Consider the following 14,341-nt stretch of genomic DNA (forward strand, 5'->3'; position numbering starts at 1 on the left):
GGAGTTCTACACCATCGCCACCTTGTCTCGTTCCTAACGCACATCAGCAGGGTAAAAATTCCACATTGAGGTAATCCAATTGGTCTCTCGTAGCCTCAATTTTACCGATGATGAGTTCGAGCGAGTCTTTGGAGAATTGTACAAGTTCATGCTCAAGCCCCCGCTTACTGAATTTGATTTTGACTTGGGTATACCCATCCTCATTGGTGTGCATCCAATTCGCATGAACAACCTTGTTGCGAAGGCTTCCACATTCCCGAAGGTCTGATAGAAGTTGTGAAAACCAGACAGGCTGATCGCCTATGCCACGGAAAAAATCGGATGTGAATCGCTCGAACAAATCTAACTTAGTGGCATACATCATATTGCCCACGACCAAGAGACCTTTTTGATCCGTTCGGTCAGATATGAATCCGCATAGAATACTATCGATGTCCGCCTCAAGGGTATTAAACCAGAGGACAACCTCTCCGATTAGAGGCATCAACTCGGAAACGTATTCATAAGCATTATCTGTATCTCCGAGACCTTCAATAATCAGTTGGCCGACGGGTATGGTCTTAGTCCTCATGGGTATCCGATCCTATGAATTTGTCCGGCGTATACAGTACCGTCTAAGCAATGACCTTACGAGTGGCATTAGGTCGATCCACGCTGACGAAAATCTACCCGTGAGTTTCAGCTAAGGTCAAAAGCGGCTGCTGGCTCCGATCATGCGTATCTAAGCCACTCAAATGCGGCCGCATGAGCTAGGCTTTGCAAACCCCTCATTTCCAGGATGGATAGCATGCCAAGTAACTCGGCTTCCAATATCGCCACTGCGGACGCCCTGACATTGCTCCTGCACAACCAGCATGCACTGGCGGCGGCAATCGAGGATGTCGCCGTTTGGCTTGCAGCCAATGGAGTGGCAGTGGTTGCAGATAACGCTGTGATGGCTATGGAGACCTTAGATACAAATGCAAAAGCGATCACAGATGCGATTATGCGGATACGGCAATCCTAATATCGCCTTTGCAGGCAGCAATCGGTCATAAGACGGTCAGGCGTGGCCGTCAGCTTTCGGCCAAGAGCGGACTAAAAAACTGATCGACAAAATGAGTGGCGATTCGGTGATACTCAGACGAGCATCGTCATCGTCAACACGAATTTAAAATAGGAGATACCTTGTGGCTACGGACGATACAACTCCTTCTGAGAAAAAATCAATCCAACTACGCTTCAAAAGTCTCGAATTCGACGCAAACACTTGGCCTTGTCCTCAAGACTTACTGGGGCGGCATGCAGAGATTGAAAATCTTTCGCCAGTATTGCTGAATGCGCAGTCTCCGTTGGTATTCGCTATAGATGCCCCGTGGGGGGGAGGAAAAACTACTTTTTTCCGGCTTTGGCAGTGTTACTTGAGTTACGAAAATAAAGTCAGCCTATATCTCAATGCTTGGGAAAGCGATTTCGCCGAGGACCCCTTGCTGCCGATGTTATCGGTACTGGATCGCTGGCTTAGCGACCAAAGTAATACGCCTGCCGTCAGAAATGCGTGGGAGAAAGCGAAAACATATGCGCCAAGCATTATCAAGTCCACCGCAGTTGCTGCCACAAAGGCTGCCACCTTTGGAGCTTTGGATCTAGATAAGGAATACGAAAAACTCGCTTCCGAGCTAGCAGGTGGCTCTGTTGGTAGCTTAGTAGAAAGCTTTAATATCAAACAGAAATCCTTAGAGCGCTTTAAAGTTCAGTTGAGTAAGGCTCTCGATGCATTGCCAGATGGGCAAGAAAATCTAATTCTGTTTGTTGATGAGCTGGATAGATGCAAGCCAACTTACGCAATTGAGGTTCTGGAAAGAATAAAGCATTTATTCGACGTGGACCGCCTAGTCTTTGTTCTTGCAATAAATCGAGACCAGCTGAGTAAGAGTTTCCAGGGGGTTTATGGTTCAGCATTCGATGGATCTCATTATTTGAGAAGGTTTATCGATTTGGATTACCATCTAAACCTGGTGGATGTAGAAGCATACATTAATGCTCGAATTAGGCAACCTGATATATTAGATTACTTTAAGTCGCGAAACTCCGAGCGCGACGACTATGAGTACGGCGCAAAAGTATTAAATTTTTTAGCACTACGATTTAAGTTTACTCTTCGAGATATTGATCAACTTGTTGTTAGGCTAAGATTGATACTACGCAGCATTCCAAAAAATCACCTCTTAGATATTCCTTTGTTAATCCCCCTAATGGTACTGCGGCAGGAAAATCCGAATCTCTTTCATAGATATACAGCAAATGCGTCATGTGCAAACGAAGTGGCCGAGTTCATCTTAGATGGCCCCATTGGAAAGGTAGCCCTTAACCATCAAATGGCTGTGGTTGTCGGTTATCTGATCGCTGCGGCGCGAGATCCGTATGAACAAGTTCCCGTTGAACATTTGATTACTCCTTGGAGAAACTGGCTGATTCAAATGCCAGAAAAAGACCCGCAGGAAGCAGTTGTACGAACTGTTGTAGAGTTTGCATCTGATGCTAGAGCTTTTCGAGGACGTAGCGAAATGCAGAAGCTTGCATCTTCACGGATCGAACTCGTCAACAAAATGGATGTTTCTTGAATTAACGCTGAAAAACAACCGTGGTTCACCGCGGTTTTTTCCACCTGGCTATTTTTGGGTACTGTGTGGAATATGATTTTTTAGACGCGTCCGAAATGGCTGCTGTTGGCCGATTTCTGCCGTTCGTGACGGGCAGCAATCAGCCAATAGCGGACGTTTGAATTCGTCAGTTTATTACTGAAGTGCCTGTTATACCCTGACAGGCGCTGGCTGAAAACGGCCTGTCATAGTCAGGGGGAAAACAGTTACGGTTTACAGGGAGAGCAGCTATTGTTGGATGTTGCCAGTGCCCTCCTCTATCTTCGATAAATCATTGCGAACATTGTAGACTGCTGTTGGTTACAACCTCACCTTAACTGCTAGCTGCGCGGTGAGATTGAAGCAATTTAATATTTCTTCAGCGTGGCCAATACTACTAGGCGATTTTCCAAAGTTGAAAACTCGAACGCAGGGTTCTTTAAGGTGCGATTCGATCATGAGGCCACCCAACGACTCTGCCACTGATTCGGGGTCGTCGAAGCTGTCTCTCAGGCATCTGCGTACGCTTGATACTAAGATGTCAGCAAGCTGTATTCCCTCGGAATCCTCCGAATTTTCTAGCTTATAGTCCTCGTGCACAATTCTTATCAAGTCCCATCCCCCTGCGTTGGCATAAGGGGAGTCTTTTGGAAAGGGGGAATCTTCGGGTGCAGGAATAAGATATTTGTCAACGTAGGAGTAATTTCTTCCTACTACTCTGGGCGAAGGCTCTTCCCTAGATTGCTCTTGTATAGATCCCGTCACCATAGCTTCAATTATTTCTTCAAATGGCATTTTCTTTTGTTTGTTTTTTCTATCTATCCGCCAAGTGAAACTTGATAGCGCCTCGGGAGCGTGCAGTGCGTAATGCGTAATGCCCTTGCTGATGAATTGCTTTATTAATGATATATGTGCGATAGCTTGAAAGTATAATTGCGGAGACAGTTTTTCAATTGTTTTTATTGTTTTTTCTGCAAGCTGTATTGCTTCAAATGAACTATTTTTATTGCCAATGCGTAATGCTTCTATTTTTTGTTTCTTTAGTGCATCTACATCGCTTTCAGAATCCGGCCCTCCGTAGAGAGCGATGCAGTACAAAGAACAGTTAATTCGCCCAAGAGATGAGGCTAGTTTTTTAATGCTTCCGTCTTCGTAGGTAGACCTGTCTTTTGCTTCTTCGCTTGAGGAAGCTCCAGCATTCTCTTTGAACTCTTTGAGTATTAAGTGTGCTTCTGCAAGAGAATCTTCAGGGATAGCTAGTGCTCCAACAACTGACCAGGATTTTTCGTTAAGTGAGTGGATGAAATTTCCCGACTCGTCAATAAAAATATTCAAAAATAAATTCCTTTTCGATGACTATAACTTCTTAATAAATGCGAAGTGTCCATATGTGGACTCGTAGGATATTGTGCAGCGGAGAGCCAAGTAAAGCTAGAAAGGCTAAGAGGATTGGGCTGCCCCCGCTCTGGCCGTCCGCTTTTGGCCGGTAGCGGCCTGCCACACCAGCGGGCTAATCGCTGATAGCTTGCTGACGCCTAGCAAAGTGTTCATACCTAACTGCCAATCGTTGCTGATGGGCAGGGGAGAGTTCGACGAGAGCGTCTTTCCTGTTTTATGGGTCTACTTCAGACCTCGGAAGCGTTACACCAGTTGGCTTAGTAACACTCCTAAAAACTCATGCTCATACACAGTGTTACGCCGATAATATCTAATAAATACAGTCAGTTATCGACAACCGTTACACCAGTAACGTTCGTAACACTGCTTTTCAGAAGGATGCGTATTCCCCCGCTCCCCGGAAGCATCAATGCCACCAGCGAACGTCAGGAGCAGTTCCAAATTTTGCCGGGGACCCTGAGGTTTCTTTAAGACACGGGGTCGGAAACCCGCGTGATCGTGTTAGCGAAAAAGTGCACAGCTTAGTGAACAGGTGAACTGGTGGTTCACCTGTGCATTTGCCCTATCGCTTGGTAGCTCGCTGGGGGCCCTGGGCATTTCGAATGGGTACGGGGCAAAGAACCCGCAGCATCTTGTTAGCGACTAAGTTTTCTACGTCGGTTGACAGGTTGACGTGGTTGACACCATCCCCAAGGTTGACCGGGATCAACTGTTCGCTATCAACAACACAAGGGCTCACCTTTACCGTAGCGGTAACGATCCCCTGTTTTCGTCAGGATCCTTTCAATTTCAACGTTGAAATTTCAGTAAGGTGCAATCTCTGTCGCTACCAAGATCCCGCGGGTTTCCGACCCCGTGTCTACTCAATATCGCCAGGGGCCCCCGGCTATTTTTCAATCGCCAGGCGATCCGGACCCGTTTCGCTCGTTGTTAAAGGTTCGGAAAACAAGCGAGGCAGTTTGGCGCTAGACTTCACCTTCACGTTCGTCCGCCTAAGGCGATGATAAGGCCATCTATGATCGCAAACTGGGAAGGAATGAGACGAATCGATGGTGAGATATTGATCATCGAGGACGATCCGACTCTGCGTAGGATTACCCAACACATCGTGGAGGAGTTAGGCGCGGAGGCCGTCACGTTTGAGTCAGCCGATGACGCCCTGGTGTATCTCTTGCAATCAAGCAAGCACTGCTGCCTTGTGATCGCTGACTACGGCGTGCCGGGCCAGCTCAACGGGATGGAGCTTATTCGACTGGTCAGAGAAAAGTGGCCGTCCGTCAAAACATTATTGATGTCCGGTTACGAACTCTTGCCTGCAACAGTGTCTGCTCCTACGGTCTACCTTCAGAAACCGTGGACGATCGATGAGCTCTTGGTTTCGATAGCTGATTTGCTACAACCCGACTTCCCTATACAGAAACTGTAGGTCGCAATCAGTCGTCGATACAGCCCGGCGAAAGGATGAGAAGGCTAACAGAGCACACCGTGTATCCCAGCTTGTATCCCAAACTTTCGGAATCCTCTACAGACCACAGGATATCTGGAACAAGCGAGTCTCCCTCGGGGCAAAAAAAAAAGGTCTTGCTAGGCAAGACCTTTTTTTCATCCGGGCCGCACGCAGCACTGTTGCCCTACCTCACCTCAACAATATCCAACGCCCGATTCGCCAACAGCTCACTCACCTCAATCACCTGCAAAATCCCCAACGCAACACGCCGCCGAGACCCATCCAGATCAAACGCCAAATCACTGATCATGGCATTCGCCGAAGCCAGGTTCTCACTCAGATTCGCAAGCAAGCACTCAGAATCCACCCCCGGATCAATCCGTAAAATGGAGTCGGACTTGTCAGACGTTTCGTTCTCAGGCTTGGGCTTCAGATAAAAATCCAACGCTCGCGTGGCAGCGTCGTCGATTTTCTTGTTGCGGGCGGACTGGGCGCGGGACGTAGGTTCGTTTGTCGCAGGAGGATTCGGAGTAACTTTTGCCATCGTCTTGCTTCCTGTAGTTGGAGCCATCACCCGCTCGCTGCTAAACGATGGGAGGCAGCTGTACGCAGGTTAGCAGACCGGGGAAACAAGAAACCGGCGCGTCCGGGGACGCCCTGCGCACAGCCACCATCAAGTGCAGGATGGAGATTCCTGACTGGATGACGCCTTGCACAACCTGTTTCACCGCGAGCTGCTAAACCCGATCACTGATGAGCAGTGACAGGTCCCAAACTACCGACGCAACCCAAGGCGAACAAGCCGGCGGATTCTGGCGTAGTTGTAGGCAAAGGCGCAAGGCGAGGTCGGTTGGCGAGTTGCGGGCGCCCAATGTCTGACAGCCTGATCTGACGCTGCAGATTGTTTCGAGCCTCGAATAGCCAGCCCTACCGGTATTGAGGAAACCAGAACAACGACTTCAAGAAAGCTCCTACATCGCGCCCCTCTGTTCCCGCGTTAGCGTCTGTCCTGCATTTTTTCCGGACGAGACTCACTACGTGGCGGCACGCAAAAAAGACATCCCCCAGGTCCGAAACCCGCCCAGCGGCGATGGGCATCACGTCACTTATCGGGACATGACCGCCAGCGAACTGACCGAGCGCGAAACCCGGCAGCAGGCTTACGAAGCCATGCTTGCCCGGCAAGCTGCCTATGAACAAGCGCGCTGGGCCGCGGTGGGTAACAAGCCTTTTTCCTCCGTGGCCGGATGCGTGTTTGCCAAGAGCTGCAAGCTCCCCAACGGCATCATCGATTACAGCAACCCCAACGGCTACGTGCCGGCAGATCTGGTCAAGCAGTACGGCGATCTCATGTGGCTCGGCGGCCGGAGCGCCGACCCATCCGGCACGATTCCCCTCAGGCGGATCGGCGCAGGCACGGTGCCCGTTACCTTGGGCAGGCTCGCGCTGGGCGGTTCGGCAACTTCCACGGCTGCGGCTGCCAGCGGCACCGTCGGCGCAGCGCTGCTGACCGGCATCGTCGCCCTGCTCTGGCCGTCCAATCTGGGCGACAGCGCGCTCTACAGCGAAGAGCAGTTACGCAACCTTAAGCAGGCCCGCAGCCGCATGCGTTTGAGCATCGAGCAGCAGGCCGATGGCAGCCTCAAGGGCTACGGCTTTTACACCGGCCAGAATCCCGATTGGGAAATGGTTGATGTTGTTCAGTTCACGTCGCGAGCCGATCAGTTCATCGCCGACCTGGGGGATGGCATCGAACTGATCTGGACGCCGGTTACCAACCCGTCCGACACCCTTGGCATTCCCGCTCTGGAAGCGGCGCCTCAGGCACCTCCCATCTGGATCTACCCGTCGACGCCGATGGCCGACAGCATCATCGTCGACCCGATCTATCCGCCGGAGTACAGGGATTTCATTCTGGTGTTTCCGGCGGATTCGGGGGTTCGGCCGGTTTATGTGGTTTTGAGTGTTCCGGGGGATCACAAGTACTACCCTGCTCCATCGTCACTTCCGGCGTTTCCAGACGCAACGTCTGCCCCATTAAAAACTGCTGTACGTGGAGGAGGTAAAAAACGCCGACGATGGAAAGATCGCTCAGGAAAAATTTATGAATGGGACTCACAGCATGGCACCGTAGAGCTGTACACAAAACAAGGTAAACACCTTGGTGAGTTCGATTCTGAAACGGGTGAACAAACAAAACCCGCAAACCCATCAAGGAGGGTAGAAAAATGAAACACGTTATTGAAATTTTCGACACAACGTCCGAAGAGTTGTTGCAGAGCGTGGAAATTCCACAGTCGTATTCAGCACAACTCGCTGAGCTGATGGGCTGGACACAACCTGACGACCCATATGATGGCTATGATCTTTCACCGGAGCAGATAGAAACATTAGAGAAATGGACCCATACCACATTGAATGGCGACAACCGCATCATTCAAATCGTCTGTCTTGAATAAAGCCAAGGAGTACTCTGGCGGCTTCGCCCAACACTTCTAACTCACTCCACATCTGCCTGCCGCGTACAGACCCACCCGTGCATCAATCCCGCCTGAAAGAACTGCACAGGAGCGTCAAACCCGGCGGCCTTGATAAGGCTCGCGACCTGTTGCGCAGGCAGGATCGCAACATCTCTGGCGTAAGCAATACGCGCTCGCTCCAGCACTTCTGGCTGAAGACCATCGGAGGACATCAATGTCATCCAACTGCGTAACAGCACCTCATAGGCAGGCGATTCGGTATCAGAGGCAAGGTCGGCGTTCGCCAATATTCCGTGGGGTTTAAGGCGCTGGGCTATTTCGCGAAAGAACCTGATACGGGCACCTTTTTCCAACAAGAATTGGGAGACCAGCAAGCAGGTAGCCGCGTCGTAGCTGGCCTCGGCGACGAGCGCATCCAGGTAGCCTTCGTGAAAATGGCAGCGCGCGAGAAAGCCATGCTGAACAGCCCTCTGACGACAGACATCAAGCATAGCGCCCGAAGGGTCGACAGCAGTGAAATGCCAGCCGGGGAAGCGCTCCGCCAGATGGGCAAGTTCCGCCCCCGTGCCAACGCCGACGCAGAGTATCCGGGCATTTTCCGGCAGGCCGGCGAACTGAGATTCGAGCAGCAAATAGAGGGCGGCGCGAATCGGCGCCATCCTTTCCCATTGCTTGTCGTAGCTGACAGCTTGCTGGTCGAACAATATCTTGAGGTCTTCACTGCGCATAGGGCACCTTGTGTCGTGATAGACGCATCGCGTAACCGCGGTACTGCTTTCAGTATCCCAGACCTGTCAAGCCCCACACCTTTGCGGCCGCCATGCTGTGGATCAGCACTTCCCAGGACCCCAGTCGAGCATTGATATTAGGATTATCTCAGCAGGTTGCGAGGGGGGACTCAACCCGATCACTGACCTCGGCCTATTCTGACGCTGTCCCCTCTCCCACAGGCAGGCCCCCATGATCCACTGCAAACGAGCCTACGAAGCAGCCAGCACCGAGGACGGCGTACGGGTACTGGTGGACCGTCTATGGCCGCGTAATTGTCACAAGGACGAACTCCCCATCGCGCAGTGGCTGCCGGAGGTGGCGCCTTCTCATGAGCTGCGCAAGGCGTTCAAAGCGGGGGCGGTTTCGTTTGAGCAGTTCAAGGTGGCCTATCGCAAGGAGTTGGCTGCACGGCCGGAGGGGTGGTGGCGGTTGGTGGATGTTGCGCGGGGCGGCAATCTCACTCTGGTATATGCCGCCAAGTCCACGGTCGAGAACAATGCCGTGGTGTTGGCTGAATGGTTGGAGGATGAGGTGGAGAAGCAGGCGGAGGGGAGTTCGCCGGTTTGTTATTTGGGTGGGGAGTTCTGATGGGCGGCAGGATGGTTTTGGGGCCGCTGCGCAGCCCAGCGGGAGCAAGCTCCCTCGCCACGGTGGTAGTTATTCTTTTCAGGCGGGGTGCGGCTAAGATGGCGCGCAGGCGAGTTCACAAGGAAGGCTGGCGTGATGCAATCCCGTTTTGATCCCTTGGTTCATATCGATTGGAAAACACCCGGCGCTGAGTTGCTTGGGCTGCTGCAGCATTACTATCCCGACATCGGTGTGTTTTCCGGGCCGGAATTCGAGGCGCTGTTGGATGAGCTTTCCAACGAAATGGCCGAGGTCTGTTTCGAGGCGTTGGTACCTGTGCTGGCGCGTCACGGCTTTGACCTGTGGAACCTGGACGCCGGCGGTGATGATTACCGACCGGTGATTGTCCCAGCCGATCAACGCGAGGCTTTTGCACAACACTGGCAAGGTCAAAGCGCAGAACCGAGGTTCACGCCGAGGCTGATCGAACCGCAAAAGCCTGCCGCCCCCGACCGTAAATCCAGCAAGCCCAAGCGCAGTAAGCTGAACTGGCTACAGGACGTCCACGACTATCCCGGCCCCACTTACGTGCATGACTACAACTACCGCAACGGCTGGGCCGCCATCACCGAGCAGGACGAAGACCAGTGGCTGTGTTTTCTGATCGATTACAACCCATGGCCGCCCGCTGAGCAGGACATGCTCGAACACCGCACCGATGGGGTGGACGGCGCAGACTTGCAGCTCATCGATGCCAATGCCCAACGCAGCCTGTGGAAGCGCCGGGTGAAAAGCGGCGCTTACAGTTCGGATGACCGCTACCAATACGAGATTCGCCAAGGCGATGACATCCAGAGTTTCGGGCCCGCCGGGATGGAATGGTCGGAGTTTGAAGAGCCCTGTGTAGTAGTCGACTCTGAGATATTCGAACGCCAGCGTATTTACGAGCCCGAGCATTTGACTCGGATCTGGCGGATCACGGCGGACTCCAGCGAGATTATTTTCGAGTACGCGGATGAACTGACGATCCTGCCCATCGGCCCGCGCCGCTTGCTGTTCATGCAGCACAACGGCCCGCGGTGCTGGGTCTGGAAACAAGACCCGCCGAAGCCGGCCACTGCCGCCAAGCCGATGCCGGCTGACGCCTATAAACTGCGGGCGGCGACCGCGTACCTGGGCGGTGACGAGGTCCTGCTGTTCAGCGAAGGCGAGCGGCAGAACCTTGAGCACTCGGGCTATCAGGAGACGGTGCTGCTGGCGTGGCGCTTCAACTTCGTGACCGGCGCCACGACGAAGGCGCTGTTGGACGGCTTTGGCAGTGAACTGCGCCAGGACACCCGCCTGCTTGTTACACAGCCCAAGCAGGTCATCACGTTGCGCACGTTTCATGGGCAACTGCATGTTGCCCGGGGGCATGGGGATTGGTGGGTGTGGAATTACCGGACGAATACGTTTGGCACGCAGACCTTGGCGTGGTTTTGGAATCAGCGCAGCAGTGAGGTGATGAAGCTGTCTTCCAAGGATATTGCGCGGGTCAAGCCGGAGATTCGTTACCTGGCGGCGCAGGATCGGTATCTGGCGTTTGAGGCGGAGTTTGTGGCGCGGTTACCGGGGTTTGCGCAGATGGTTGAGGCTAAGGGGTGTGAGGTTTTAGTCTTTGAGTGAGGCGGCTTTGCTGCGTGCGGGAACAAGAAAGGGCTCCTCAGAGCCCCTTCCAGCTGAGGTTATTCTATAACTGGATACCACGTTGCATAGTTATCGCTAAAGTCGTCCAGCAGGGGAAACTCCTCATTGCGAGGACCTTTCACCACAGCCTTTTTTCGCTCAAACGCTTCTTTCATGTGCTCTTTGCAGAGCTCAGCGGAGATGTAACACAGCCCGTGCCAGCGATGGCGCCATGCGATTAACTGACGGTCCGTTTCTACGATAAAGACGGTTTTATCAAGCGACTTGCGCAGACGGGGAGCCGACTCGCCATGCAACGACCTGGGCACCCTGACTTCCTGCCCAAATTTGTCCCAGCCAGCCCATTGGCTATAGAACCTTAGCCGGGTGTCGTTGTTGACCGAGAGGAATTCATAGTAAGCGACGTTTGGCTTGGGCTGAGCCACCTCGCAATACCGGCGCATCAGCGTGGTGGAGATATTGCCGATCAGGTCTTCGGGGAGACGCTCAACGACCTTACGCAAGTGATGGAAATTATTGAAACCGAACTCTTTGCTGATGTGGGTCAATCGCTGGCAATACGTGTATTCGCCAATGACAGACACGCGGGCCAACTCTTTGAGGTCGTCGATACACTCAGCAGCACTTGAACGGGACATAGCTCACTCCTTTAGCCAAATCGAAGACGTACTTCGACTAGCATGCTGCTTGCAGTGGCTAAATAAGTGGGTAAGTTCACTTAAATTTTTCGTATTTCCCATCGCAGCAGGGAGGCTACTTGTGCCTGCCCGTATAAAAACACAGGGACGCCTATGGCGTAAACCATCTGGTGAAAACCTGTGGCGAGGGAGCTTGCTCCCGCTCGGCTGCGCAGCAGTCGTAAAACCTGCAGATGTCGTTTTTCCTGTTACATCGTGTTGAATGGCTTTGGGGCTGCTGCGCAGCCCAACGGGAGCAAGCTCCCTCGCCACCGGTTTGCTTAAATGCACAGCACGCCGCGAAACCCTCGCGCCGCGTAATACGACTGCACACCATTGTGATAAACGAACACCCGTTCATAACGATAGTCACCGAACAGCGCCCCGCCGAGGGCGCGAAGTTCAGGGGGGGTTGCCAGCCAACTGGACGTTTTGGCATCAAACTCGCCAAGCTGCTGCAAGGCTCGGTACTGGTCTTCAGTCAGCAGGGCGATGCCCATTTCTTCGGCCACTTCTACCGCACTGCCTTTGGGTTTGTTCTCCTTGCGTGCGTCCAGGGCGGCGCGGTCGTAGCAGAGGCTTCGGCGACCGGTTGGGCTTTCTTTGGCGCAATCGCAGAAGGTGATGAGACCGGTCTCTTTATTCTGGTCGATGACGTCGGGTTCGCCGCCGGTGGTTTCCATGGCCTGAAGGGATTTCAGGGCATTGGGGTTGGCTTCGAGCCGGGTGTGGACGTCGGCCCAGGGGATGTTTGAGTGGCGGTGGGGGTGTTGGTCGAAGCGGGTTTTGAGTGTGTGGACCAGCGTTTCTTGCTCTTGTTTTCTCATGGTCATTACCTCTATTGCTGGCGTGCCGACTTTCCAGCATAGCCGGCCTGATACCACTGCGAATTAATCCGGTCGCGGCTACTTGTCCGAAGGAAGACCAAAAAGATAGCATTGAGCCATCAACCCCAAGGAAGCCCGAAAATGCCTGGAACGCCCGCCCCTCTGAGCGTCACAACGAAGATCAGCTCATGACCCTCCTCACCGCCGACGCCATCGGGCAACGTGCTACGTTTTTCATCATCGTTTTATCCTGCTTACTTGTCCTGGGCATCACTAAGACCTTGAGCAAAGCCCATCAAAAATCGAATCAAGACTCTCAGTTGTTCATGTACGGCACCATTGCCACGTCCTTCATCATAATCATGTCTGCGGTACTGATTTGGGGCAGCAAGGATCTTCCCGCGTGGCTTCAAGGCATCGGCAGCATCTACGCAATCATCGTGGCAATACTCGTATCCCGGCATGAAGGCCGAAATGCCCAGGAAAGAAGCAGACGGGAACGAGCAGAAGATCACAGACGTGAAGCCCAAAGAGTCAACGAAGAGAAGATAGAAACCACCAGGGCGATCTACCAGATCGTGCTTCGCGCGTTCATGAGCTTCAGCTACGTGCGTGAGAATGCCTATGACAAGAGTCTGTCAGCCAAGGATATCGGCCCGCGCAAGGGCGAGCCCGACCTGAAAATAACAGGCGGCAAACAATGGCGGTCACTGGGTTTCAAGGCTGCCGACATTCGCGTACAGCTTCGGCAACTGGAAGCATTTGTAGAGCAACTGGAAAAAATTTCCCCCTTTGAGCATAGGGATGCAGTTCTCGCCCTGCTGACATCCGAATTCTGCGCCTCGATCAAAGTGTTATTGGCTGATTTGAAGACAGGCTGGAATATCGAAAGTCAACGAACGGCGCCCGGCTCCGGCGCAAAATCGACGATCAAGTACCCTCCTTGCGTAAAAAACGCCACCTACACAGAAACTGAAAAACTCATTGGCGTCACCGAGTATCTGGCCCATGGGATTTTTCATATGTATCTGGATGAGCCGGAGTGCAATCGTATCGAGGAGGTTTTCCTGAGTTGGTCCCAAAGGGCAAACAAAATTTTTTTAAGTCATGGGCCCCAGGCATCATCCGGTGCGCAAGAGGATGTTAATCAGGCACAGCAGAGCTGACTTTTACGACGACATTCCTGCATGGGTAGCTAAGGTGAAGTAACCCGTTAGCGGCTAGCACTGAACAGGAGGCCCGCATGAGGAACTTCACGATCCAACACATCGACCACATCGTCCTGCGCGTAAAAGACATCGAGCGCAGCCTCGCTTTCTATACGTCCGTGCTCGGTTGCGAGCTCAAGAAGCGCCGGGACGATCTTGGAATGCTCCACCTCAGCACCGGTGTTTCGATGATTGATCTGGTGGCTGTCGACGGGCCGCTGGGGCGCGAGGGTGGGCCGGCGGCTGGCAAGCAAGGGCACAACGTCGACCACCTCTGCCTGCGCATCGAACCGTTTGATGAACAAGCCCTCATCGCTCATTTGGCCTCAGCCGGCCTGAGTGTTGAGAAAGCGCAGATGCGCTATGGCGCGGAGGGGAAAGGCTGGTCGATCTACTGCTTCGATCCGGATGGCAATCAGATTGAGCTGAAGGGGCCCGCGCTGGAGCCCTGAGCTTCTTGGTCTGTCTGGGCCAGTGATGTTGGATGGGCCGCCGTCATCGCGAGCAGGCTCGCTCCCACAGGGGGATGTGTGACGGGCACAAAATTCGTGAACACCACCAAAAAACTGTGGGAGCGAGCCTGCTCGCGATAGCGGTCTGCCTGAACCGGTGATGTTGGATGGGCCGCCGTCATCGCGAGCAGGCTCGCTCCCACAGGG

The 14,341-nt window shown here is 53.1% G+C and carries 16 protein-coding genes; 9 read left to right on the forward strand and 7 right to left on the reverse strand.

The features are described from left to right. Window positions 1–43: 43 nt before the first annotated feature. Window positions 44–571 (reverse strand): hypothetical protein, encoded by a 528-nt coding sequence (locus PSEUDOMOFG3G_RS21790; protein WP_139051110.1) that lies wholly within the window; start codon window positions 569–571, stop codon window positions 44–46. Between the two features lie 216 nt (window positions 572–787). Between PSEUDOMOFG3G_RS21790 and PSEUDOMOFG3G_RS21795 the strand changes: the two genes are divergently transcribed. Next, window positions 788–1,006 (forward strand): hypothetical protein, encoded by a 219-nt coding sequence (locus PSEUDOMOFG3G_RS21795; RefSeq protein WP_139051111.1) that lies wholly within the window; start codon window positions 788–790, stop codon window positions 1,004–1,006. Between the two features lie 163 nt (window positions 1,007–1,169). Beyond that, entirely contained in the window at window positions 1,170–2,603 is a 1,434-nt protein-coding gene (locus tag PSEUDOMOFG3G_RS21800) for a P-loop NTPase fold protein (RefSeq protein WP_139051112.1), read from the forward strand. A 339-nt stretch (window positions 2,604–2,942) separates the two neighbouring features. Here PSEUDOMOFG3G_RS21800 and PSEUDOMOFG3G_RS21805 read toward each other — a convergent pair whose 3' ends face one another. Continuing rightward, window positions 2,943–3,956 (reverse strand): DUF3800 domain-containing protein, encoded by a 1,014-nt coding sequence (locus PSEUDOMOFG3G_RS21805; RefSeq protein WP_139051113.1) that lies wholly within the window; start codon window positions 3,954–3,956, stop codon window positions 2,943–2,945. Between the two features lie 1,078 nt (window positions 3,957–5,034). Between PSEUDOMOFG3G_RS21805 and PSEUDOMOFG3G_RS21810 the strand changes: the two genes are divergently transcribed. Beyond that, window positions 5,035–5,445 (forward strand): response regulator, encoded by a 411-nt coding sequence (locus PSEUDOMOFG3G_RS21810; protein WP_122507812.1) that lies wholly within the window; start codon window positions 5,035–5,037, stop codon window positions 5,443–5,445. 205 nt (window positions 5,446–5,650) lie between these two features. Here PSEUDOMOFG3G_RS21810 and PSEUDOMOFG3G_RS21815 read toward each other — a convergent pair whose 3' ends face one another. Beyond that, the gene (locus tag PSEUDOMOFG3G_RS21815) at window positions 5,651–6,010 is read right to left on the reverse strand and encodes a DUF6124 family protein (RefSeq protein ID WP_139051114.1); all 360 of its coding nucleotides are present in this window, start codon (window positions 6,008–6,010) and stop codon (window positions 5,651–5,653) included. 494 nt (window positions 6,011–6,504) lie between these two features. Here PSEUDOMOFG3G_RS21815 and PSEUDOMOFG3G_RS21820 point away from each other — a divergent pair, with 494 nt between their 5' ends. Both PSEUDOMOFG3G_RS21820 and PSEUDOMOFG3G_RS21825 read left to right on the forward strand, forming a co-directional pair. Continuing rightward, a complete protein-coding gene (locus PSEUDOMOFG3G_RS21820) occupies window positions 6,505–7,698 on the forward strand; it encodes a colicin E3/pyocin S6 family cytotoxin (protein WP_139051115.1) in 1,194 nt (397 codons plus the stop codon). After that, the gene (locus tag PSEUDOMOFG3G_RS21825; RefSeq protein ID WP_139051116.1) at window positions 7,695–7,925 is read left to right on the forward strand and encodes a hypothetical protein; all 231 of its coding nucleotides are present in this window, start codon (window positions 7,695–7,697) and stop codon (window positions 7,923–7,925) included. Before PSEUDOMOFG3G_RS21820 ends, PSEUDOMOFG3G_RS21825 begins: the two co-directional genes overlap by 4 nt. 41 nt (window positions 7,926–7,966) lie before the next feature. Here the strand turns inward: PSEUDOMOFG3G_RS21825 and PSEUDOMOFG3G_RS21830 are convergent, their stop codons facing one another. After that, a complete protein-coding gene (locus PSEUDOMOFG3G_RS21830) occupies window positions 7,967–8,674 on the reverse strand; it encodes a class I SAM-dependent methyltransferase (protein WP_139051117.1) in 708 nt (235 codons plus the stop codon). Window positions 8,675–8,906: 232 nt separating this feature from the next. Here PSEUDOMOFG3G_RS21830 and PSEUDOMOFG3G_RS21835 point away from each other — a divergent pair, with 232 nt between their 5' ends. Together PSEUDOMOFG3G_RS21835 and PSEUDOMOFG3G_RS21840 are read left to right on the forward strand one after the other, a co-directional pair. After that, the gene (locus PSEUDOMOFG3G_RS21835) at window positions 8,907–9,305 is read left to right on the forward strand and encodes a DUF488 domain-containing protein (RefSeq protein WP_139051118.1); all 399 of its coding nucleotides are present in this window, start codon (window positions 8,907–8,909) and stop codon (window positions 9,303–9,305) included. Between the two features lie 135 nt (window positions 9,306–9,440). Then, window positions 9,441–10,949, forward strand: coding sequence for a hypothetical protein (locus PSEUDOMOFG3G_RS21840; RefSeq protein ID WP_139051125.1), 1,509 nt, complete (start codon window positions 9,441–9,443; stop codon window positions 10,947–10,949). 59 nt (window positions 10,950–11,008) lie between these two features. On the opposite strand, the gene PSEUDOMOFG3G_RS21845 is transcribed toward PSEUDOMOFG3G_RS21840, so the two are convergent. Continuing rightward, window positions 11,009–11,608 carry a hypothetical protein gene (locus PSEUDOMOFG3G_RS21845; RefSeq protein WP_139051119.1) on the reverse strand — a complete coding sequence of 200 codons (600 nt, stop codon included), beginning with the start codon at window positions 11,606–11,608 and terminating at the stop codon, window positions 11,009–11,011. A gap of 320 nt (window positions 11,609–11,928) precedes the next feature. Beyond that, complete coding sequence (locus tag PSEUDOMOFG3G_RS21850; protein WP_139051121.1) at window positions 11,929–12,474, reverse strand: DUF4256 domain-containing protein; 546 nt, start codon at window positions 12,472–12,474, stop codon at window positions 11,929–11,931. A 188-nt stretch (window positions 12,475–12,662) separates the two neighbouring features. Here PSEUDOMOFG3G_RS21850 and PSEUDOMOFG3G_RS21855 point away from each other — a divergent pair, with 188 nt between their 5' ends. Together PSEUDOMOFG3G_RS21855 and PSEUDOMOFG3G_RS21860 are read left to right on the forward strand one after the other, a co-directional pair. Continuing rightward, window positions 12,663–13,640 (forward strand): hypothetical protein, encoded by a 978-nt coding sequence (locus PSEUDOMOFG3G_RS21855; RefSeq protein ID WP_139051122.1) that lies wholly within the window; start codon window positions 12,663–12,665, stop codon window positions 13,638–13,640. Window positions 13,641–13,717: 77 nt separating this feature from the next. Further along, complete coding sequence (locus PSEUDOMOFG3G_RS21860) at window positions 13,718–14,134, forward strand: VOC family protein (protein ID WP_139051123.1); 417 nt, start codon at window positions 13,718–13,720, stop codon at window positions 14,132–14,134. Here the strand turns inward: PSEUDOMOFG3G_RS21860 and PSEUDOMOFG3G_RS21865 are convergent. After that, window positions 14,098–14,341, reverse strand: a 244-nt coding sequence (locus PSEUDOMOFG3G_RS21865) for a hypothetical protein (protein WP_218939019.1), incomplete at its 5' end; no start/stop codon positions are given. The genes PSEUDOMOFG3G_RS21860 and PSEUDOMOFG3G_RS21865 overlap by 37 nt on opposite strands.

Source organism: Pseudomonas sp. FG-3G, assembly GCF_901007645.1.
Taxonomy (GTDB): Bacteria; Pseudomonadota; Gammaproteobacteria; order Pseudomonadales; family Pseudomonadaceae; genus Aquipseudomonas; species Aquipseudomonas rhizophila.